We start from the raw sequence: 19,238 nt of genomic DNA, 5'->3' as shown, positions 1-19,238 counted from the left end.
CCAAGTGGCTCTGGACTTACAACAACGAACGGCCCAACATGGGCATCGGCGGCATCACTCCGAGGCAGAAACTGAGAACGGCTGCATAGCCCTACTTTTCAGACAGCCTAAAAAGGGGAGGATTACCCCACGGCCCGCAGGTGCTGGTGGCCGCAGGGGTGCTGGCTGGCGGCAAGGGCTGCACGGCCTACCCGGCGGTGAAGCCGGACATCGTGGCCGCCGGTGGTGTCTGGCTGGACTTCAACGCCACCTTCAGCGACGCCCAGGTTTCGGGCAAGCTGGTCAGCGCCCCGGCCTGGCCCGCGCACCCGGAGCTGATCCGCAAGTTTTTGGAGCTCTTGGGCACGAAGATCGAGCCCTAATCGCGGCGAAGATCATTGAAAAGCGGGAGCAGGCTGTGCCTGCTCCCGCTCACTATTGACGTCGCGTCCTCAGGATGTGGTCGCCTTCTCCCCGCCGAACTCCGCGATGCTCGCGGCATAGCCCTTGCGCAACGCCTCCATGTATTCGGCGTCCACCGGGCCCTTCCAGGTGGTGATCTCGCTGAATCGCTTGGGAATCTTGGTGGCCATGGGGTCGAACCCGGTTGCTATCTTGAGCCGCCAGCGCTCCCGCCGCACGCCTTCGGAGGCGGGCATGAGCCCTTGCGCCAGTTCCTTGTAGCCCAGGCAGTCCAGGGCCTCGGCAACCCTCTCTGGCTTGTAGACCCCGCGCGCGAACAGGCAGGCCACCATGTTGGTGAGCATCACGCGCTCGGTCTCGTCGTCCAGCAGGAACTTCACGGTCTTTTCCACGTCCTTCTCGGCGTGCTTCTGGTCGTAGGAGTAGCCGGAGGTGTCCAGGTGCGAGTGCCGGAAACCCACTGTCTGCGAGACGAAGTACGTCTCCCCCGTGGCGTACCCGGCCATCTCCTGCCCGATGACGCAGGCGAAGTCCTCCCCGCCGTAGCTCTTGGCGGCCTCCAGGGTGCCCTTGCCCAGGGCGCCGTAGAAGTCGTTGCTCTTGTGGCCGATGTGCCACATGGCCTTGCGATAGGCCTCCAGATCCCCGAAGGCGAGCGGCACCAGGGTCTGCTCCTGGGTGACGAGCCCCTTCTGGAAGGCTTCGGTAGCCCAGGCCAGGGCCACGCCCGCCGAGATGACGTCGAGCCCCTGGCGGTCGGACATGTCGATGAGCGACAGGATGCTCGCAGGGTCCACCACGCCCAGCATGGTGCCAACGGCGAAGTTGGGCTCGTGGTCGTAGGAGACCTGGTGGATGGCGAAGCGGTGCTGGTCGGAGAACTGTTCGCGCAGCATGCCCACGTGGATGCAGCCCACAGGGCAGCCCGAGCAGGCGGCGTTGCGCATGAGCACCTTGTCCGCGAAGGCTTCGCCGGAGCATTTGGCCACGTCCGGGTCGGCGGTGGCGGTCATGTTGCGCCACGGCAGGGACTTGATCTCGTTCAGGGGCAGGGCGTTCACCGGGGTGCCGAGGTTGTGGTACTTCTCCATCATCTCGGTGGCGGTCATCTGCTCGTGGATGGCCTTGTAGAGCTTGGGGTAGTTCTTGTCCTCGGGCAGGCGCATGTCCCCGTCGCCGTGGATCACGATGCCCTTGAGGTTCTTCGCCCCCATGACCGCGCCCGAGCCCAGCCGCCCGAAGTGGCGGAAGGTGTCAGCGTTGATGCAGGCGTAGGAGCTGAGGTTCTCGCCCGCTGGGCCGATGCGCAGGATGCTGCGGTGCCCCGAGTTGCCCGGCACCACCTTGCGCAGCAGCTTGCCCGTGGTGGCCACGTCCGCGCCCCAGAGGTAGTGCACGTCCACCAGGCGCAACTGCCGCGAGCCCACAACAAGGCAGGAGGGCGCGTCGGCGCGCCCCACCAGCACCAGGGCGTCCAGCCCCGCGAAGCGCAGCGCCAGGGAGCTGCGCCCGCCCGCATGGCTCTCGGCGTAGTTCTCGTTGTAAGGCGACTTGAAGCCGCACACGGTCTTGCTCATCAGCGGGAAATAGCCGTTGAGGGGGCCGATTGCGAAGATCAGCGGCTGGCGCGGGTCGAAAGCAGGGGCCGCAACGTCGCCGTACTTGGCGAAGAGCATGGCGGCCAGGCCGGACCCACCGCACCATACCGAGCGGCCGGGCAGCATCTGGATGTCGCCCTTGGCGGCGGCCAGGTCATAGACCAGCACGCGGAAGGTATCCGGGTTATTCTGGAACATGGCAGCCCTCCGTGCACGGTGCGGGGCGTGTTTCAGCGTCCAGCAGCGCCAGGCAGTCGTGCGGGCAGAAGCTGACGCACTGCCCGCAGTGGATGCAGACATAGGGGTTGGTGTCCTGGTCCAGGGCGATGGCGTCCACGGGGCAGGCCGCCGCGCACTGGCCGCACTGGATGCATATCGCACGCTTGAGCAGCACCCCGCCGCCGGATTTGCGCTGCGAGATGGCCCCGGTGGGGCAGGCCGCCGCGCAGGGGGCCGGGTCGCAGGCCACGCAGAGCTGGGCCTGGAAGCCGCTGGTCAGGCCGCCCGAGGATTTGATGCGGATGCCCGCAGTGTTCCATGAGACCGACTTGTACACCAGCCTCGCGCACGCCAGGGAGCAGCAGTGGCAGCCGATACAGCGCTCCATGCGGACAGCGCGGTGGACTTTCATATGACCTCCCAGCCGGAGGAGGTGGTTTTCCCCGCGGCGGCCGATGCGATGCGGGCCGTACGGAGCGGGGCGGATCCCGGCTAGTCGGCCTGTCCAATACTCCGCGCCCGCGATTGCGGTCAATCGCATGATGTGATGGGAAGCCAGCCTTGCGGTTCCGGGGGGATTGGCCGTATCGTTGGCTGATTCAGGCCGGGCGGGGACTCCGCCCGTTTGGAGGTTCCATGCGCATCCACCACGTGCTGACCGCTCTTCTCGCCGTCCTGCTGGCCGCCAGCGCGGCCCAGGCCAGGGACTTGAGGCTCGACTGCCCGGCGCAGGTGTTCTTCTCGCCCAAGGGCGGCTGCACCGAAGCCATCGTCGAGCTCATCGACAAGGCCGCCTCCTCCGTCTACGTGCAGGCCTTCGGCTTCACCTCTCCCCCAATCCGGGACGCGCTCATTCGGGCTCAGAAGCGGGGCGTCCAGGTGCTGGCGCTGGTGGACAAGTCCAACCGGGAGAACCCCCGGTCCATCGCGCCCGCCCTGCGCGAGGCCGGGGTGGAGGTGCTGGTGGACGACCAGCACGCCATCGCCCACAACAAGCTGATGCTCGTGGACGGCCGCACCGTGCTGACAGGGAGCTTCAACTTCACCGTCTCTGCGGAGAAGGACTTTGCCGAGAACATACTCATCCTGCACAGCCCGGAACTGGCCGCCATCTATCTTGAGAACTTCCGGGCGCACCTGGAGCACAGCGCCCGGAAGTGAACGCCGGGTGGCCGGAAAATGCGGCTTTGCAGGGTGTTGCCTGCCGAGGACGACAAAAGAACAGGGGGGCCGGAGTTACGGCAGCCCCTTGGAGTCAGTGGGGCGGAATGAAAGGGTCACAGGATGCCTTGTGGAATCTCCGGCCCGTTGAAACCCGCGCAGAAATCGTTCAGAGGGCTCGCCCGCCGCTTCAAGTCGAAAAACTCACCGATGATTTGGATCAGTGGCCGAATTGGGAGATCGACATTGTATCGCCACATGGCTAAGCAATAAAATGCGAAAATGAATGCAAACACGATTCGCAAAAATGGTGAATGAAATTGCTGACACAGAATGTTGTCAGGAGTCGGAGTTAAGAATATGTTTCAGTATCCTGTCTGCACTTGCGCCATCGACAGCTGTGCAAAATTTTTCCACATTTTTTAGCATGGCGAATGCATCGCGCCTCATCGGAGTGTCTGATACGAGCATGTCAATCTTGGAAATACATTCATCTGGTGAGCGCGCGCCAAGGCAGAGCCCTTCAGCGACAAAATCAAATATCGGTATGGACGAGGAATAATTGTAGGAAAGCGAAATGTTGCCCATCACCGCAGCCTCGATGACAAGGTTGCTGCTCATTGTGATAAGCAACGATGAAGCATGGATAACCGCCAGGACGTCACATTTTTCGATGAGCTTGAAGTGGCCTGGGTTGCCTAGGTCGGCCAACAGGCTCTCGAACAGGTCAATCGGGTCGCCCGGGTGAAGTTTGATGACGACAAAAAGATCAGTGCGATGCCGCAGGGCTTCCAGAGTGGGTCGTATTTCCGTCAACTGGTTTGAGCGATTCTCCGTTGCGACGACGATAAGCGGCCTGCCGTCCCATTCGGGGATTATTCTCTGCGTGTACGCCACGTCGACTGACTTGTCCCGGCCATAGGCTTGATCATAATGAACGGAACCCACCGGGATAATGGAATCCGCCTCGATACCGGATTTGACCATCAGATCGGCGAGTTGGGAGCCGTACACCAGGTGTTTCTTGGCTGGAAAAAATCTGCTCGCCGGGTGGTCAGAATAGAGGATAGGGCTCACTCCTATGGAGTCCAGGTCAAAATGTGATGCGGCGTTGAGAAGAAAGCTGCTGGAGGTGTCGCCCTCATTGACGGCCACGACTTTTCGCACACCTTGCGCAGCGATGTTTTTCACCGAAGCGAAAGCAAACTCGAATGAAGCCATGTAGTGGGCAAATTTTTCATAAATAGAAAATAGGGTAGTTACAAGGAAGCTGTTCAACGCATCAGGTCCAGCCATCAGTGGTGCACGATATGATATTCGAGGAAGAAGGCCGCGTGTCCGGGCGGCAAGGAAGCCTGTTATCAACGTGTCCATGCAATTGCTTAGGGCAAGAGTGCATGCCAATGGATTATCGCCGTCCTTTTCTGAATGCCTTATGACATGCGCAGCAAAATTTTTCAGCTGCGTTTCAGTTTCCTCGGTCAGGCAGTAAAAATAGACATCAAATCCCATGTCGATCAACTGCTTGCCAATAGACATGTATGTCTTGCGGTTGATCCCTGAGCCAGAGTCTTCGCATGACAGCAAAATGGTTTTATCCGGAGATACAATGTGATCTTTCGGACGGTCGAGTGCATCAACTTCATCGCCCTGAGTTTCAAGTATAAGGAGTTTCATCTTGTCGAGAAGTTTTTTTGTTTCAAGTAATTCATCTGTCGAGCCGCAATTGTAGCTCGAAATGAGTATGATGCCGTCTTCTTTGAATTTGTCGAGCAAATATTCGTAGGAGAAATAGTAGAAGAATTGCGAGGCGATGCTGTGGTATAAGGCCGAGAATGAAGCCTCCACCAAAGGATTCTGTGTCAAGGCAGCCTGGCTTATTATGATGTCTGCGGTATCGTATGCTTTTGCGTAGAGCGCTATTTCGTCCTGGTATGGGATCAAGTCTTTGTAGTAGGTGTGTTCAAAGGGGAGCGTTTCACCTCGAAAGGTGTGGTACATGTTGACGACACGTGCATCAGGATAAGATTTTCTTAACTCCAACACATTTCCGACGAGTTCTTTCTTTTCCTGTTCAGCGTCGTCCTCTTCTTGGCAGGAATGGACCCAGGCTGTCTTATTCATCTTGCATCCTTTAATAGCTGCGGAAGCCAATCGAATTCACCGGACGAGCCCCGGCGTGGTCCGCCGTGATTGCCCATACTATTTTCGGGCTTTGTAGGTCAAAGAAGACGTTGCAGTCCAGAATTAAATGCAGCATTGAATATTCCTGCGCAATGGAATCATCCGGATGATGCAACATGGCTTCGGATTGTGCGTTCCTGTTGCCGTCGAGGGTTTCCAGCGTGAATTGCTTCTCGATTCGAGCCGTCTTGCCGAACCTTGCCAGTCAGCCCATGGCGGTGACGGCAACCCTCCTTCATTGCGGTCGAAGCGACCGGGGCCGTGCCGGCGATCCTTTGGCGACTGAGCATTTCATGGCGGGCAACCTTCGTTGGGCAGAGGGGGGCGCCCCACGCTGGGTACCCAGGCCTGAAATGCGACGGGCATTTCGGCATCGAGGGCGCGTGATTGGGGATGGGCAGAAGTGCCATGGGCTCCGTTGGCGGTCAGCCTTGAGCCGTTACTAACTGGAATTGTTAGTGAAGGGTACGCCGGTTGAGCTGGCAGGCCGAAGCTTTACTGCCGCCGCGAGGCAAGCGGGCCGGGGATAGGGCCTGAAATACAAAGGGGTTACAGCTTTTGTGCTGTAACCCCTTGGTTTTCATGGTCGGGATGAGAGGATTCGAACCTCCGGCCTCTGCGTCCCGAACGCAGCGCTCTAGCCATGCTGAGCTACATCCCGATGCGAGAGGACGGTAACTATACACTTGTCCGGGATTTGGCAAGCATGATTTCGGGTTGTCGTGCGCCTCCTTTTCACGTAGAAAAGGAAATGCCTTTTTTCGGTTATTTGACGCGCATACCGAGGCGTCAGCTCCAGGACGGGCCCTGGCCCGATCAACTCAAAGGAACGCTATCGTGATAAGTGTTGTTGTTGTCGACGACTCCGCCTTCATGCGCAAGGCCCTCGCCTCCATGCTGGAGAAAGACCCCGATATCAGCGTGGTGGCCACGGCCCGTGACGGTCAGGAAGGCCTCGAGCTCATCCGCAAACACAACCCCGACGTGATCACCCTCGATATCGAGATGCCCCGCATGGACGGGCTCACCGCCCTCAAGCACATCATGATGGAGATGCCCAAGCCCGTGCTCATGGTCAGCTCCCTCACGGTGGAGGGTGCTGAGGCGACGCTCAAGGCCATGGAGCTGGGCGCGGTGGACTTCATTCCCAAGCAGCTTTCCAAGGTGTCTCTCGACATCGTGAAGATCGAGGACGACCTGCGGGCCAAGGTCAAGCAGATCGCCCGGCGCAGGTTTCTGCCGCCTTCCCATGTCCGCAGGCCCGCCCACGTCCCGGCCGCCCCGGCCCAGACGGCCTCGTCGCACACGCACGAGGCCGAGCCCCGCAAGGAGTTCCACAGGCCCTCGGGCAGCCTCCTGCACGACGTGGTGGCCATCGGCGTCTCCACCGGCGGGCCCCCGGCTGTGCAGAAGGTGCTCTCCGCGCTTCCGGCGGATTTTCCCGCCTCCATCATCATCGCCCAGCATATGCCCGCCGCCTTCACCGGCCCGTTCGCCAAGAGGCTCGACAGCGTCTGCCAGGTGAGCGTGAAGGAAGCCGAGACCGGCGACAGGCTCGCGCCCGGGAAGGTGTTCATCGCCCCCGGCGGCAAGCACCTGAAGCTGCACCAGAAGGTGAGCCGCGTGGAGATCGAGATCACCACGGAGCCCGCCGACGCCCTCTACAAACCCTCCGCCAACGTGTTGGTGGCCTCCGCCGCCGAGGCCGTGGGCAAGCGGGCCCTGGGCGTGATCCTCACGGGCATGGGCTCGGACGGCCTCGAAGGCGTGAAGGTGCTCAAGCAGAAGGGCGGGCGGGCGCTGGCCCAGTCCGACGCCACCTGCGTGGTCTACGGCATGCCCAAGGCCATCGTGGACGCCGGGCTCGCCGACGAGATCATCGACATCGACGACATGGCCCAGGCCATCATGACGAACCTCTACAAATAAGCGTGAACCTCGTTCAGTATCTGGACGAAAGCCGGGGAGCTTATGGGTGATCACGACGAACTGCTGAGGCAACTCGGTTCCGGAGATGTCGAACTGGAGCGTGAGGCCGCCTTCGCCGCTGGCGACAAGAAGGTGGAGGAGGCCGTCCCTCACCTGGCCAGGCTGGTGCAGAGCCAGAACCTCGGCGTTCAGGAGGCGGCCGACCGCGCCCTGCGCAGGATCGGAGGGCCGGTCGTGGTCCGCGCCGTGGCGCCGCTCCTGCGCTCGGACGACCCGCCGGCCCGCAACATCGCCATGGACGTCATGCGCGAGGTGGGCGGGCAGGATTTCCCCACGCTGGTGGCGCTGCTGCACGACGACGACGCCGACATGCGCATTTTCGCCTCCGACATTCTCGGCTCCACCGACAGCCTCATGGCCGTCGATCCGCTCTGCGAGGCCCTGCTCAAGGACCCCGAAGTGAACGTCCGCTACCAGGCGGCCGTCAGCCTGGGCGAGTTGGGCAAGTCCGAGGCGGCCAAGTGCCTGAACAAGGCCATGAACGACGAGGAGTGGGTTCAGTTCGCCGTCATCGAGGCCCTGGCCAAGATACGCGACGACTCCTCCGTGAGCGCGCTGGTGGGCGCCCTGTCCAAATCCACGGACCTGGTGGCCTCCATGATCGTGGACGCCTTGGGCGAGATCGGCAACGTCAAGGCCGTGGCCATGCTCATCAAGCGCCTGGACGAATCCCCCGCGGCCCTGCGCAACAAGATCTGCAAGGCCGTGGTGAAGATTCTGGGCGGCAAGTCGCTCAACCTGCTCTCCGAGAACGACCGGACCAAGTTCCAGGAATACCTGCTGGCCGCCACCTCCGACGAGGATCAGGAGATCCAGGACGCCGCCATCCTCGGCCTGGGCTACGTCGGTGGCGAAAAGGCCTCGGGCGTTGTCCTGGGCCTGGCCGGTTCGTGGGACCCCGACCGCGACCAGGACCGCATCGCCCTGGCCGTGAACACCCTCGCGGGCATCGGCCTGACCCCCGCCCTGGAGGAGGCCATCCTCACCGGGCCGCAGCCGCAGGCCCTGGTGGCTGTCGAGGCCGCGGAGCACATCGGCGGCGAGAGCGTCTCCGGCGTGCTGATGGGCGCCTTCTGGGAGCGCGACCGCGACGTGCAACGCGCCATCGTCACGGCCCTGCTCACTATGGGCGGGGCGGAAGCGGTCGACTTCTTCCTGGACGTGCTCGAACGCCACGAGGACGGCAACGTGCTCAAGGCGGCCCTGACCTTCCTGGGGCAGAAGATGCGCGAGCCCCGCGCGGCCGACCTTCTCTTCGGCCTGCTCCACCACCCCTACGACGACGTGAAGGAAACCGCTCTGGACGCCTGTGTGGCCCTGGGCGGGCAGGAAATGGTGGAGCGCTTCAGGGTCATGGCCGGATCGGACGACCCCCTGGACAGGCTTATGGCGATCTTCGCCCTGGGCCGCATGGACCCCGAAGCCAACCTGGACACGCTCAAGAACGCCCTTGAGGACGAAATCCCCGACATCCGCAAGATCGCCTTGGAGGCCGTGGCCTCGATGTGCAGCACGGACCTGGACGGGCTTGAGCTTCTGGTCTCGCGCCTGTCCGACGAATCACGCGAGGTCCGGCTGGCCGCCGTCGAGCAGATCGGCCATTGCTCGCTCACCGAAGGCAATGCCTACCTTATCCAGGCCCTGGATGATCCGGACGACTGGGTGCGCATCCGGGCCATGGAGGCGCTTGGCATGCGCATGTCCGCCGATGCGGTCCCCAAGCTCGTGAGCCTGCTGGACAGCCCCAACAAGCTCCTGGCACTGCGGGTGATCGAGACCCTCGGGGAGATCGGGGGCAAGGCGGCCTTCCGTGAACTGTTGGAAATCCTCAACTCTGAAGACCAGGAACTCGTAGAGGCAGCGGAGACGGCCATTTCCAGAATCCAGTCCGAACATGGAGAGGATCGCTGATGTCCTCGCTTTTCTCAAAAACGATCTCCCTGCGCACGGAACTCAAGATATCCGACTCCGAGTTCGTGCAGCTGCGGGATTTCATCTACCAGCAGGCCGGCATCTACATCGCGGACAACCGCAAATACCTGCTGGAAAACCGCCTGGCCAACCGCTTGAAGGAGCTCAACCTCCGCAGCTTCGCCGAGTACTACCATTTTCTGCAGTACGACCCGTCCAAGAAGCAGGAGCTCTCCAAACTCTTCGAGGTGGTCACCACCAACGAGACCAGCTTCTACCGCAACCCGCCGCAGTTGGCCGTGTTCCAGAACAACGTGCTGCCCGAGGTGCTGGAGAAGCAGCGCAAGCTGGGCGCCAGGAAGCTCCGCATCTGGTCCGCCGGGTGCTCCACCGGCGAGGAACCCTACACCATCGCCATCATCCTGCATGAGGTGCTGAGGAGCGAGATCAACTCCTGGGACATCCGCATCACCGCCAACGACCTCTCGGAGGCCGTCCTGGCGGCGGCGCGCAACGGCGTCTACAACGACTACACCCTGCGCACCACCCCCAAGGAGATCGTGGCGAAGTACTTCACCGCGGACGCGGGCAAGTTCAAGGTGAAGCCCGAGGTCAAGCGCCTGGTCCAGTTCGGGCCCATCAACCTGAGCGACCGGGTCATGCTCAAGCGGGTCGACCGCTCCCAGATCGTGTTCTGCCGCAACGTCATCATCTACTTCGACGACGAGATGAAGAAGAACGTCATCGGCTCCTTCTACGACAACCTGCAGCCCGGCGGCTTCCTGCTCATCGGCCACTCGGAGTCGCTGCACAACATCTCCCGGGCGTTCAAGCCAAAGCACTTCCCGGGGGCGATTGTTTATCTGAAGGAAGGATAAAGATTTCCGGTTGTTGGCCGAATGTGAACTCGCGGGGACGGCACTTGCCGGACCGCGCCAGAGGGTGGGGAACGTGAGCGCTTTCGTTGTGGCGATCGCCAACCAGAAGGGCGGTGTGGGCAAGACCACGACGGCGCTTTCGCTGGCGGCGGCGCTCGTGCGGCTTGGCAAGCGGGTCCTGCTCATGGACCTGGACCCGCACGGCTGCGCCTCGGTGCATCTCGGGCATTACCCCGAGAACGTCCCGTTTTCGGCTTACGACCTGCTCCTGGCGGAAACCTACGACCAGGAGCTTTGGGGGCGCAGCCTGCTGCGGGGTGAGGATGGCGCCATGGACGTCATCGCCAGCAACGTGAAGCTCACCGAGCTGGACCTGGACCTCCGGGGCCGCGACAACAAGGGCGTTCTGCTCAAGAACCTGCTCGGCGAGGCCTCCGGGGGCTACGACTACGTGATCCTCGACTGCCCGCCCAACATGGGAGTGCTTCTGGTGAATGCCATGGTGGCGTCGAACCTGCTGATCATCCCGATCCAGACCGATTTCCTGGCGCTGCACGGTCTGCGGCTGATCTTCGACTCCATCCGGCTGCTCAACAAGGTCCTGCCCAGGCCGGTGGCCTGGCGGGCCCTGGCCACCATGTACGACCGCCGCGCGGGCGCATGCAGGCGCGTGATGCTCTTGTTGCGGAAGAAGCTCGGCGACAAGCTGTTCGAAACCGTCGTCGACCTGGACACCAAGTTCCGCGAGGCCAGCGCCTCCGGCAAGGTCATCTTCGACATCGCCCCGGATTCGCGCGGGGCCCGGGAATACATGACCCTGGCAAAGGAAATTCTGACGTTATGAAGACCCTCGAGAACTATTTCGCCCAGGACGTGAACCTGCCCGAAGCGCCGGGGGGCATGCCGGGCCTGACCAACTCCGAGAAGGCCTTCCTGGAGAAATACGTCGGCGCCGGGTGGGAAGGCTCCGAGGCCGCCGGGCAGCTCTCGCGGCCGGTGGAGCCAGAACGCGTGCTGATGCCCGCCGGGCAGTCTCCGATACAGGCCGCCCCGCAGGAGCAGCCCGCCCTCCAGCCCGGGGAGGATTTGGAGGCCGGGCTCATGGCCGAGCCGGAGCTGCGCCTGGTGAGCTTTCATGTGGCCGGGCAGCTTTTCGCGGTGCCCATCATGCTCGTGCAGGAGGTGCTCCGGGCCGTTCCCGCCACCAAGCTGCCCGCCGCGCCGGCCTTCCTTGCCGGGGTGACCAACCTGCGCGGCAGGGTGACGCCCCTGGTGGATCTGAGCGTGCTCCTGGACATCGAGCGCAAGGATCAGGAGCCGGACAACTTCCTCATCGTCTGCCGCATCGGCGATATGCAGATCGGCATGCTGGTGCGGGCGATCGATACGATGTACAAGGCCCCGCGAGAGGACATCGAATGGGGCATCGAGGCGAAGGTCGGGGTGAACGCCGACCTGATGGCCGGGCTGCTCAAAGCCCAGGAGAGGCTGATCAAGATACTTTCCGTCAGCCGGCTTTTCCAGAAAGTGCTCAAGAGTTAGGAGCCGAACATGTCCAAGACGATTCTAATCGTTGATGATTCCAAGACAGTTCGCAACCTGGTCGCCTTCATCATGAAAAAGGAAGGCTTCAAGGTCGTCACTGCGGAAGACGGCCTGGACGGTCTGGAAAAACTCTATTCCTCCGGCGAGATAAATCTGATAATATCAGATATCAATATGCCGCGCATGGACGGCTTCACGTTCATCAAAAGCGTTCGCGAGCAGGACGCCTACAGGGACATACCCATCGTGGTGCTCTCCACCGAAGGCCAGGAGAAGGACATCCAGGCGGGATTGTCCATCGGGGCCAATATGTACATGGTCAAACCGGCCCAGCCCGAGAAGATGGTCAAGAACATCAAGATGCTTCTTGGATAGTTACCGGAAATACGCCTTACAGGGGTCATCATGAGTCAGGATTTCATGGATCCGGAACTATTCGCGGATTTTATCGTCGAAGCCAAAGAGCACCTGGAAACCATCGAGCCCAACCTCCTGGAGCTCGAAAAGAATCCGGACAACCTCGGCCTGCTCAACGAGATCTTCCGTCCGATGCATTCGCTCAAGGGCGCATCGGGCTTTCTGGGCCTGAACCACATCAACGGCCTGGCCCACCGCGCCGAAAACATCCTCGACGAACTCCGCAAGGGCAAGATCGCGGTGACCTCCGGCATCATGGACGTGATCCTCGCGGCCACCGACGCACTGCGCACCATGATCGACAACCTGGAGACCGTTGGCTACGAGGGCGAGGTTGAGACCGCGCACATCATCGCCCGCATCGACTCCATCCTTGCCGGGGAGGCGGAGCCCGAATCCCCGGCGGCCCCCGGAGACGGAACCCAGGTGGAGGACGCCCCCCAACAGGAGGAAGCCGCCGTGGCAGAGGACGCCCCCGAAAGCACGCCCGCTCCGGACGACGGCGAAGCCGGGGGCCAGGGCCGCGGCTTCATCATGCCCGAACTGGTGGAGACAGGCCCGCCGTACAGCCTGCAGGCCATCGGCGAGGGCCACCTCAACGACTTCCTGGAGGAAGCCCAGGAGATCATCGCCAGCCTCAACGACTCGCTGCTGGAACTCGAGAAAGACCCCACCGCCGGGGGCGAGCTCGTCAACGACATCTTCCGCTTCTTCCACAACCTCAAGGGCAACTCCGGCATCATCGGCCACAAGGAGCTCAACGCCCTGACCCACGAGGCCGAAACCCTGCTGAACAAGGTGCGCAAGGGCGAGATGGTCCCCACCAGGGGCATGATCGACCTGCTGCTTGGCTCCGTCGACATGATGGAGTCCCTGGTGACGCGCATCGACGCCAAGCACAACCAGGCCATACCCGTGGACATCGACTTCCTGGTGGAGAAGCTCCAGGAGGCCGTGGCCACCGGCGACGTGGACCTGGGGCCCGCTCCGGCCCCAGAGGCCGCTGCGGAAGCCGCCGCGCCCGAGCCCGCAGCCGTGGAACCGGCGGCTCCTTCCGGCGGGGAGGGCGGCCAGGCTTCAGGCTTCGACGACGAGGACAGCGAAATCTTCGAGGAGACCGTCACCCAGCAACTGGCCAACATCCACATGGCCCTGGACGAGCTGGCCAAGGACGGCACCAACAAGGAATACATCGACGGCCTGTACCGCTCCCTGGACACGCTGCGCAATTCCGCCAGCTACATGGATTTCGCCGACATCAAGGTTTACGCCGAACGCACGGCGGGAATGGTTGATCAGGCCCGCAAGGCCGGGCTGGACTTTGAGATGATGGTGGACATCCTCCGCCAGGAGTGCTCGATACTTGAGGACATGCTCAAGAAGACCATCAGCTCGCTGGTGAAGGCTCCCGCCGCCGCGGAGCCCGAATCCGCGCCGAAATCCGGGCCCGCTGCCGAGCCGGTGCCCGAGGTCAAGGTCAAGGCTGAGGAGCCGAAACCGGAAGCCAAACCCGCCGCGCCTGAGCCTTTGAAAGAAGCCCCGAAACCGGTTGCCGAAACGGCCGCCCCCAAGCCTGCGGCCAAGAAAGCTCCCGAACCCGCGGCCACGAAGGCCGAGGAACCCGCGCCCAAGCCCAAGCAGGAGCCCAAGCCGGCCCCCGCGAAGGCCGCGGAACCTGCTCCCAAAGCAGCGCCCGCTCCCGCTTCGCAGGCTCCTGCCGCCCAAGCCCAGGCGCAGGCCCAGGGCGGCGCGAAGGTGTCCTCCACCATCCGCGTGGACCACGAGAAGCTCGACCACCTCATGAACCTCATCGGCGAGCTCATCATCAACCGCAACCGCTACGCCCTGCTGGCCCGCTCCCTTGAGGAGGGTAAGCTGGACGTCCAGGCCATCGCCCAGCAGCTCACCGAGACCACCTACGCCATGGCGCGCCTCTCCGACGACCTCCAGGACACCATCATGAAGGTGCGCATGGTGCCCGTATCCTCCGTGTTCGCCCGCTTCCCGCGTTTGGTGCGCGACCTTTCCCGCAAGTCGGGCAAGGAAGTGGAGCTCATCATGGAAGGCGAGGAGACGGAGCTGGACAAGTCCGTGGTGGAGGTCATCGGCGACCCGCTGGTGCACCTGATCCGCAACAGCGTGGACCACGGCCTCGAAACCGAGGAGACGCGCCGCGCTACTGGCAAGTCCCCCGCGGGCAAGGTCTGGCTACGCGCCTACCACCGGGGCAACTCCGTGGCCATCGAGGTGGAGGACGACGGCAAGGGCATCGACCCGGCCAAGATGCGCGAAGTGGCGGTGCGCAAGAACCTCATCTCCCCCGACGAGGCCAAGAACCTGGACGACCGCGACGCCCTGGAGCTCATCTTCATGCCCGGCTTCTCCTCCGCGGAGACCATCACGGACATCTCCGGGCGAGGCGTGGGCATGGACGTGGTGCGCACCAACATCAAGAACCTCAAGGGCGCGGTGAGCGTCAGCAGCGAGATCGGCAAGGGCACCAAGTTCACCATGACCCTGCCGCTGACCCTGGCCATCATCGACGCCCTGATGGTCATGGTGGGCAACCAGACCTACGCCATCCCCCTGGACGCCGTCTCCGAGACCACCAAGATCGAGGTCCGGCGCATGACAGAGGTCAACAAGCGCAAGGCCGTGACCCTGCGCGGGGAAGTGCTGGGCATCATCGAACTGCGCGAGGTGCTGGAGATTCCCCCCGACGGGGACGACGAGAAGGAGATAGTCTCCATGGTCATCCTCCAGGACAACGACCGCAGGCTCGGCGTGATCGTGGACAGGCTGCTGGAGCGGCAGGAAGTGGTCATCAAGCCCCTGGGCGCCTACCTCTCGGATTTCGACATGCGCGGCCTCTCCGGCGCGACCATCATGGGCGACGGCTCCGTGGTGCTCATCCTGGACCCGCACGAGATCTACCTGATGGCCACCTCGCAGCGCGGGGCATCCTCCATCTGAGGCGGCAAAAGCGACAAATGAAGAAGGCGGCGCTCCCGGAAGGGGGCGCCGCCTTTTTGCTCGCGTTGCGACTGGGGATCAGCCCAGGAAGAACCTCAGGTTCACCAGGGCCTGCGCGCTGAGCGCCAGCCAGGAGAGGGCGAACGCAGCCACCAGGTGCACCTTCAGGCGCAGGGCGTTCTGGTTGCGCAGCACCAGCCCCCAGAGGATGGCGGCCATGGCCAGGGCGCAGAGGAAAACGGCCTCGCCCCAGAAGAAGACGGGGCGCACGGGCAGGTCCCTCACGGAGGGCCACAGCCGCACGGCCGCCACGGCGGCGCTGGCCACGGCCAGGGCCGCACCGGCAATTGACCAGCGGCTGCCCATCTTCAGCCCGTAGTTGTAGTAGTCGCGCCCGAAGTCGTCCTTGTCGCGCCGGTGGATCAGATACAGGGTGCCCACGGACCCGGCCAGGGCCAGCGACATGCCCAGCGCGGCGGGAAGCAGCAGCCAGGCAACAGAATCCAGCGGGGGAATGAACAGAAAAGGGTCTTCCGAGGGCTGCAGGGGGCTCAGCACGTAGTGCCGGAAAAAGCTCACGAACAGGTAGCCCAGAGCCCAGGCCGCGAGCGTGGCGGCCACGCCGATGGCCGAGTGAAGCGGCCTGTTGTCCTTGAGGTTCTGCCACACGGCCCGGTAGACCACGGCCAGCGCGGCGCTGACCGCCAGGCCCGCGCACAGGGGCAGCAGTGGCAGGGGCCAGCCCAGCCAGAACGCGGCGGAGGCGGGGGCGAGCGATTGCAGGGCCAGCGCGCCGCCGACCAGGCCAAGCACGGCGACAAGGCCGCAGAGCAGACAGCTGGTGGAGGTCTGCTGGCCGTACTTGTCGCGGAATACCTTGACCCGCTTGGGTGGATTGAAAAGAAGCGCGGCGCTGGTCAGCGGGAGCGCGGCCGCCGCCAGCGCAAAGCACAAGGGGAGGCAGACGAGTGCCGTAAGGGCTGCGAAAAGGGTAAGCTCACTCACGCGGGATGATACTCCTTTGGCTGGTGGCGCACCGATGCGCGGCGTCTTTTTGCCTCAAAAATCGTTTCCGCGCAATCCGGATATGGACGGCGCGGAAGCGGACATGGACTCCGCGGGCGAAAACGGAGGAAACAGCCGAAAAGACAGCCGGATTGTCCTGCGGCGCTTGCCTTTACAGGGCTGCATCGGTTATCGACGCTGAAACATCGGAGGATCGGAATGCAAAGAGTCCTGGCCGTTACGATGCTGGCGCTCGTCTGCGCCGGATGCGCCCAGAGCGGCGGGCGAAAAGCGCAGGAAGCTCCCGCGTCTGCGCGGCTGGGCGAACTGGAAGCCACCATGACCCGCTTCCAGGAGCAGCAGCGCCTGCGCGACTCGGAAATCGACATGCGCCTGCGCGACATCGCCGACCGGCTCGACCGCCTTTCCTCCGGCAAGGCCCCGGCCCACAGGCCAGCCAAGGCCCAGGAGGCCGCCGCCCCCCAGGCCACGGTGCGCACCGTTTCCGGCAGGCAGCCCCTGGTGGCCGGGCAGGTCATCCCTTATGCCTCCCTGGCGCAGGGAGCGCCCCAACAGGCTCCGGCCCCGATGTCCGCGCAACCCCCTGCACCGGTGTCGATGCCCGCGCCTTCCGCCATGAGCCAGCCCCAGCCGTTGGCCCCGCCTCCGGCACCCTCGGCCCAGGCAACACCTCAGCCGCAGCCCCTGCCGCTCAAGCCGCCCGTGGTTACCCTGGACGACGGATCCGCGTCCCGCCCCGCGTCCGCCTACGGGGCCCCCGCCGCCCCGGCCTCGGGACAGCCGCGCCAGCCCGTGCCCATGGACCAGTCCTCCGCCAAGGCCAAAACCGGGGCTCCCGCGCCCGCGCCCGCGAGCACGGCCCCCGCGGCAGCGCCTTCCGCCGGCGCCAAGCCTTCCGCGGCGCCCGGAATGGATGAGCAGATGCTCTACACCGACGCCCTTCGCGCCGTCTCGGCCAACCGGAGCGAGGAGGGCCGCCGCAAATTCAACGACTTCCTGGCCAAGTATCCCAACTCCGCCAAGGCTCCCGAAGCCATGTACTGGATCGGCGAGAGCTACGTGGCGGACAAGAGCTACAACCAGGCCATCCTCTCGCTGAAGGAAGTGACCGTCCGCTACCCGAACGACCCCAAGGCGGAAGAGGCCCTGTACCGCATCGCGGACGCCTACGAGCGCCTGGGGGATAAATCCAACGCCGTCTTCCACCTCAAGCTGCTGGTGGACGAACACCCCAAATCCGAATTCGCGGCCAAGGCCAAACAGAAGCTCAAACAGCTTGGCCAGTAGTACCGGATTGAACGCAGACGCCCGAGAGGAGCTCTGGGCCAGCATCAGCCTCAAGCACGCGCCGGGGTTGGGGCCGCGCACGGCCAGAAAGCTGCTGGACGCCTACGGCTGCGCCTCGGAGGCCGTCCGCCGCTGCCGCGGCTGGCATGAGCGCGGCCTGGCCAACAGCTCCCAGTGCCAGGGCTTTCTTGCTGAATCGTGGCGGGGCGCGGCCGAAGCCGAACTGCGCAACGCCGAGGAGAAGGGCGTCCCCACGCTGCTCTGGAGCGACCCGCGCTACCCCCGCCGCCTGCGCGAGATTCCCGATCCCCCCGTGTTCCTGTACTGCCTGGGCGATACGTCCCTGCTGGACAACCCCTGCGTGGCCGTGGTCGGCTCGCGCGATTGCTCCCGCTACGGGCTGGAACTGGCCCAGCGCATATCGCTCGACCTGGCCGAATCCGGCGTGACCATCGTCTCCGGGCTGGCCCTGGGCATCGACCGCCAGGCCCACATGTCGGGGCTCTCCGGAGCGGGCAGCTCCATCGCGGTCATGGGCACCGGGCCGGACCTCATCTATCCGGCCTCCAACCGCGACGTCTGGAAGGATCTGGCCTCCAGGGGCTTGATCCTCTCCGAGTTCCCGCCTGGCACCAAGCCGCTGGCGGCCAACTTCCCCCTGCGCAACAGGATCATCAGCGGGCTCTCCCTTGGGGTGCTGGTGGTGGAGGCGCATTCCAAGTCCGGCAGCCTGATAACGGCGCGCCTGGCCATGGAGCAGGGCAGGGAGGTCTTCGCCGTGCCCGGGCCTGTCTCCCTCAAGAGCTACCGGGGCTGCCACGAGATCATCAACAAGGGCGCAAAGCTGGTGCACGACGCCCAGGACATCCTGCTGGAGCTCAAGCCCCAGCTCGAGGCCCACCTGGAGGAGCGCAAACGGCCCCCGGGCGCGCCGATGACCAGGCCGGGGCCCAAGCCCGGACAGGAGCGCCTGAGCCTGCTCACCAAGGAGCCCCCCGCAGCCCCAAAAGCTAAAAAAGGCGCCCGCACCGCGCCTACGCCGCTGCCCTCGCCAGCCCAAACACCGCCGCCGGAGCCGGGCACGCCCTTCGAGCGCGACCTCCAGGGCCATCTTGCCGCCATGGGAGCGACCCACATCGACGCGCTCTGCCGCGCCTTCGGGCGCGACGCCGCCGAGATGAGCCGGACGCTGGTGTTGCTGGAACTAAAAGGGGTTGTGCGCAGACTGCCCGGCGGATATTATCTCAGCGCCTGATCGCAGCAAGGAGCCCCGCCCGATGCAGAAGATACCCCTGAACCTGGCAAAGCCCGGCTACATGCTGGCCAAGCCCGTGGCCCGCGCCGACGGCATGGTCGTGGCCGCCCAGGGCACGGAGCTCACCGAGGCCCTGCTGGACAAGTTCGACATGATGGGCGTGGACCAGGTGGTGGTGGAGGGCGAACCGGTGCAGACCGATGGAGTCAGTTCCGGCACCAACTACGACCAGCGGCTTGAGCGCCTGGATCACCTCTTCCGCAAGCACGCCCAGGACCCCTGGATGAACCAGGTCAAGGCGCTGCTGCAACACTATTTCAAGATGAAAGTGGCCTCCAAGGCCGGGCCCGCAGAGGGCTGATGCCCGCCCCAGGATGTACCGCCCCCTCACGA

16 protein-coding genes, 1 tRNA gene and 1 pseudogene are annotated in these 19,238 nt (G+C 63.7%); 13 read left to right on the top strand and 5 right to left on the bottom strand.

Going from position 1 to position 19,238, the window contains the following annotated elements; all coding sequences use genetic code 11:
- Positions 1–128: 128 nt before the first annotated feature.
- A pseudogene (locus MLE27_RS08470) lies at positions 129–362 on the top strand (DJ-1/PfpI family protein); the annotation flags it as partial.
- 69 nt (positions 363–431) lie between these two features.
- On the opposite strand, the gene MLE27_RS08465 reads toward MLE27_RS08470, so the two are convergent.
- Together MLE27_RS08465 and MLE27_RS08460 are read right to left on the bottom strand one after the other, a co-directional pair.
- Positions 432–2,198 (bottom strand): aldehyde ferredoxin oxidoreductase N-terminal domain-containing protein, encoded by a 1,767-nt coding sequence (locus MLE27_RS08465; RefSeq protein ID WP_243311631.1) that lies wholly within the window; start codon positions 2,196–2,198, stop codon positions 432–434.
- Complete coding sequence (locus tag MLE27_RS08460) at positions 2,185–2,631, bottom strand: 4Fe-4S binding protein (protein ID WP_243311630.1); 447 nt, start codon at positions 2,629–2,631, stop codon at positions 2,185–2,187. Before MLE27_RS08460 ends, MLE27_RS08465 begins: the two co-directional genes overlap by 14 nt.
- A 224-nt stretch (positions 2,632–2,855) precedes the next feature.
- Here MLE27_RS08460 and MLE27_RS08455 point away from each other — a divergent pair, with 224 nt between their 5' ends.
- Complete coding sequence (locus MLE27_RS08455) at positions 2,856–3,380, top strand: phospholipase D family nuclease (protein ID WP_243311629.1); 525 nt, start codon at positions 2,856–2,858, stop codon at positions 3,378–3,380.
- A gap of 339 nt (positions 3,381–3,719) precedes the next feature.
- Here MLE27_RS08455 and MLE27_RS08450 read toward each other — a convergent pair whose 3' ends face one another.
- Positions 3,720–5,504: a UDP-N-acetylglucosamine 2-epimerase gene (locus tag MLE27_RS08450; protein ID WP_243311628.1), complete on the bottom strand. Its 1,785-nt coding sequence runs from the start codon at positions 5,502–5,504 to the stop codon at positions 3,720–3,722.
- 643 nt (positions 5,505–6,147) lie between these two features.
- Positions 6,148–6,225: transfer RNA gene (locus MLE27_RS08445), tRNA-Pro, on the bottom strand.
- A gap of 176 nt (positions 6,226–6,401) precedes the next feature.
- On the opposite strand from MLE27_RS08445, the gene MLE27_RS08440 reads away from it, so the two are divergent.
- The 7 genes from MLE27_RS08440 to MLE27_RS08410 all read left to right on the top strand — a co-directional run bounded on the left by MLE27_RS08440 (position 6,402) and on the right by MLE27_RS08410 (position 15,277).
- Positions 6,402–7,493, top strand: a complete 1,092-nt coding sequence (locus MLE27_RS08440) for a protein-glutamate methylesterase/protein-glutamine glutaminase (RefSeq protein WP_243311627.1) — start codon at positions 6,402–6,404, stop codon at positions 7,491–7,493.
- A gap of 42 nt (positions 7,494–7,535) precedes the next feature.
- Positions 7,536–9,464: a HEAT repeat domain-containing protein gene (locus MLE27_RS08435; protein WP_243311626.1), complete on the top strand. Its 1,929-nt coding sequence runs from the start codon at positions 7,536–7,538 to the stop codon at positions 9,462–9,464.
- Positions 9,464–10,342 (top strand): CheR family methyltransferase, encoded by an 879-nt coding sequence (locus tag MLE27_RS08430; protein WP_243311625.1) that lies wholly within the window; start codon positions 9,464–9,466, stop codon positions 10,340–10,342. Before MLE27_RS08435 ends, MLE27_RS08430 begins: the two co-directional genes overlap by 1 nt.
- A 73-nt stretch (positions 10,343–10,415) precedes the next feature.
- On the top strand, positions 10,416–11,186 hold the full coding sequence (locus MLE27_RS08425) for a ParA family protein (RefSeq protein WP_243311624.1): 771 nt from the start codon (positions 10,416–10,418) through the stop codon (positions 11,184–11,186).
- A complete protein-coding gene (locus MLE27_RS08420; RefSeq protein ID WP_243311623.1) occupies positions 11,183–11,884 on the top strand; it encodes a chemotaxis protein CheW in 702 nt (233 codons plus the stop codon). The genes MLE27_RS08425 and MLE27_RS08420 overlap by 4 nt, the downstream gene beginning before the upstream one ends.
- Positions 11,885–11,893: 9 nt before the next feature.
- Positions 11,894–12,262 carry a response regulator gene (locus tag MLE27_RS08415; protein WP_243311622.1) on the top strand — a complete coding sequence of 123 codons (369 nt, stop codon included), beginning with the start codon at positions 11,894–11,896 and terminating at the stop codon, positions 12,260–12,262.
- A gap of 30 nt (positions 12,263–12,292) precedes the next feature.
- Positions 12,293–15,277 (top strand): chemotaxis protein CheA, encoded by a 2,985-nt coding sequence (locus tag MLE27_RS08410; protein WP_243311621.1) that lies wholly within the window; start codon positions 12,293–12,295, stop codon positions 15,275–15,277.
- Between the two features lie 78 nt (positions 15,278–15,355).
- Here MLE27_RS08410 and MLE27_RS08405 read toward each other — a convergent pair whose 3' ends face one another.
- On the bottom strand, positions 15,356–16,282 hold the full coding sequence (locus MLE27_RS08405; RefSeq protein ID WP_243311620.1) for a hypothetical protein: 927 nt from the start codon (positions 16,280–16,282) through the stop codon (positions 15,356–15,358).
- A gap of 34 nt (positions 16,283–16,316) precedes the next feature.
- On the opposite strand from MLE27_RS08405, the gene MLE27_RS08400 reads away from it, so the two are divergent.
- Genes MLE27_RS08400 through MLE27_RS08385 form a run of 4 tightly spaced genes read left to right on the top strand, consistent with a single transcriptional unit; the run spans position 16,317 to position 19,206 of the window.
- On the top strand, positions 16,317–16,484 hold the full coding sequence (locus MLE27_RS08400) for a hypothetical protein (protein WP_243311619.1): 168 nt from the start codon (positions 16,317–16,319) through the stop codon (positions 16,482–16,484).
- A gap of 17 nt (positions 16,485–16,501) precedes the next feature.
- Complete coding sequence (locus MLE27_RS08395) at positions 16,502–17,590, top strand: tetratricopeptide repeat protein (protein WP_243311618.1); 1,089 nt, start codon at positions 16,502–16,504, stop codon at positions 17,588–17,590.
- 7 nt (positions 17,591–17,597) lie between these two features.
- The gene (dprA, locus tag MLE27_RS08390; protein WP_243311617.1) at positions 17,598–18,845 is read left to right on the top strand and encodes a DNA-processing protein DprA; all 1,248 of its coding nucleotides are present in this window, start codon (positions 17,598–17,600) and stop codon (positions 18,843–18,845) included.
- A 22-nt stretch (positions 18,846–18,867) separates the two neighbouring features.
- Positions 18,868–19,206 (top strand): hypothetical protein, encoded by a 339-nt coding sequence (locus tag MLE27_RS08385; protein WP_243311616.1) that lies wholly within the window; start codon positions 18,868–18,870, stop codon positions 19,204–19,206.
- The last annotated feature ends 32 nt before the right edge of the window (positions 19,207–19,238 follow it).

It is taken from the genome of Fundidesulfovibrio agrisoli, from assembly GCF_022808715.1.
GTDB lineage: Bacteria > Desulfobacterota > Desulfovibrionia > Desulfovibrionales > Desulfovibrionaceae > Fundidesulfovibrio > Fundidesulfovibrio agrisoli.
Note: the sequence above shows the minus strand (reverse complement) of the source record. Positions and strands in the feature narration are given on the sequence as shown.

What these genes read in the sequence shown, in the direction of transcription:
- MLE27_RS08465 (WP_243311631.1), bottom strand. Translation starts at nt 2,198, where the DNA reads ATGTTCCAGAATAACCCGGATACCTTCCGCGTGCTGGTCTATGACCTG.
- MLE27_RS08460 (WP_243311630.1), bottom strand. Translation starts at nt 2,631, where the DNA reads ATGAAAGTCCACCGCGCTGTCCGCATGGAGCGCTGTATCGGCTGCCAC.
- MLE27_RS08455 (WP_243311629.1), top strand. Translation starts at nt 2,856, where the DNA reads ATGCGCATCCACCACGTGCTGACCGCTCTTCTCGCCGTCCTGCTGGCC.
- MLE27_RS08450 (WP_243311628.1), bottom strand. Translation starts at nt 5,504, where the DNA reads ATGAATAAGACAGCCTGGGTCCATTCCTGCCAAGAAGAGGACGACGCT.
- MLE27_RS08435 (WP_243311626.1), top strand. Translation starts at nt 7,536, where the DNA reads ATGGGTGATCACGACGAACTGCTGAGGCAACTCGGTTCCGGAGATGTC.
- MLE27_RS08430 (WP_243311625.1), top strand. Translation starts at nt 9,464, where the DNA reads ATGTCCTCGCTTTTCTCAAAAACGATCTCCCTGCGCACGGAACTCAAG.
- MLE27_RS08420 (WP_243311623.1), top strand. Translation starts at nt 11,183, where the DNA reads ATGAAGACCCTCGAGAACTATTTCGCCCAGGACGTGAACCTGCCCGAA.
- MLE27_RS08415 (WP_243311622.1), top strand. Translation starts at nt 11,894, where the DNA reads ATGTCCAAGACGATTCTAATCGTTGATGATTCCAAGACAGTTCGCAAC.
- MLE27_RS08410 (WP_243311621.1), top strand. Translation starts at nt 12,293, where the DNA reads ATGAGTCAGGATTTCATGGATCCGGAACTATTCGCGGATTTTATCGTC.
- MLE27_RS08400 (WP_243311619.1), top strand. Translation starts at nt 16,317, where the DNA reads ATGCGCGGCGTCTTTTTGCCTCAAAAATCGTTTCCGCGCAATCCGGAT.
- MLE27_RS08395 (WP_243311618.1), top strand. Translation starts at nt 16,502, where the DNA reads ATGCAAAGAGTCCTGGCCGTTACGATGCTGGCGCTCGTCTGCGCCGGA.
- MLE27_RS08385 (WP_243311616.1), top strand. Translation starts at nt 18,868, where the DNA reads ATGCAGAAGATACCCCTGAACCTGGCAAAGCCCGGCTACATGCTGGCC.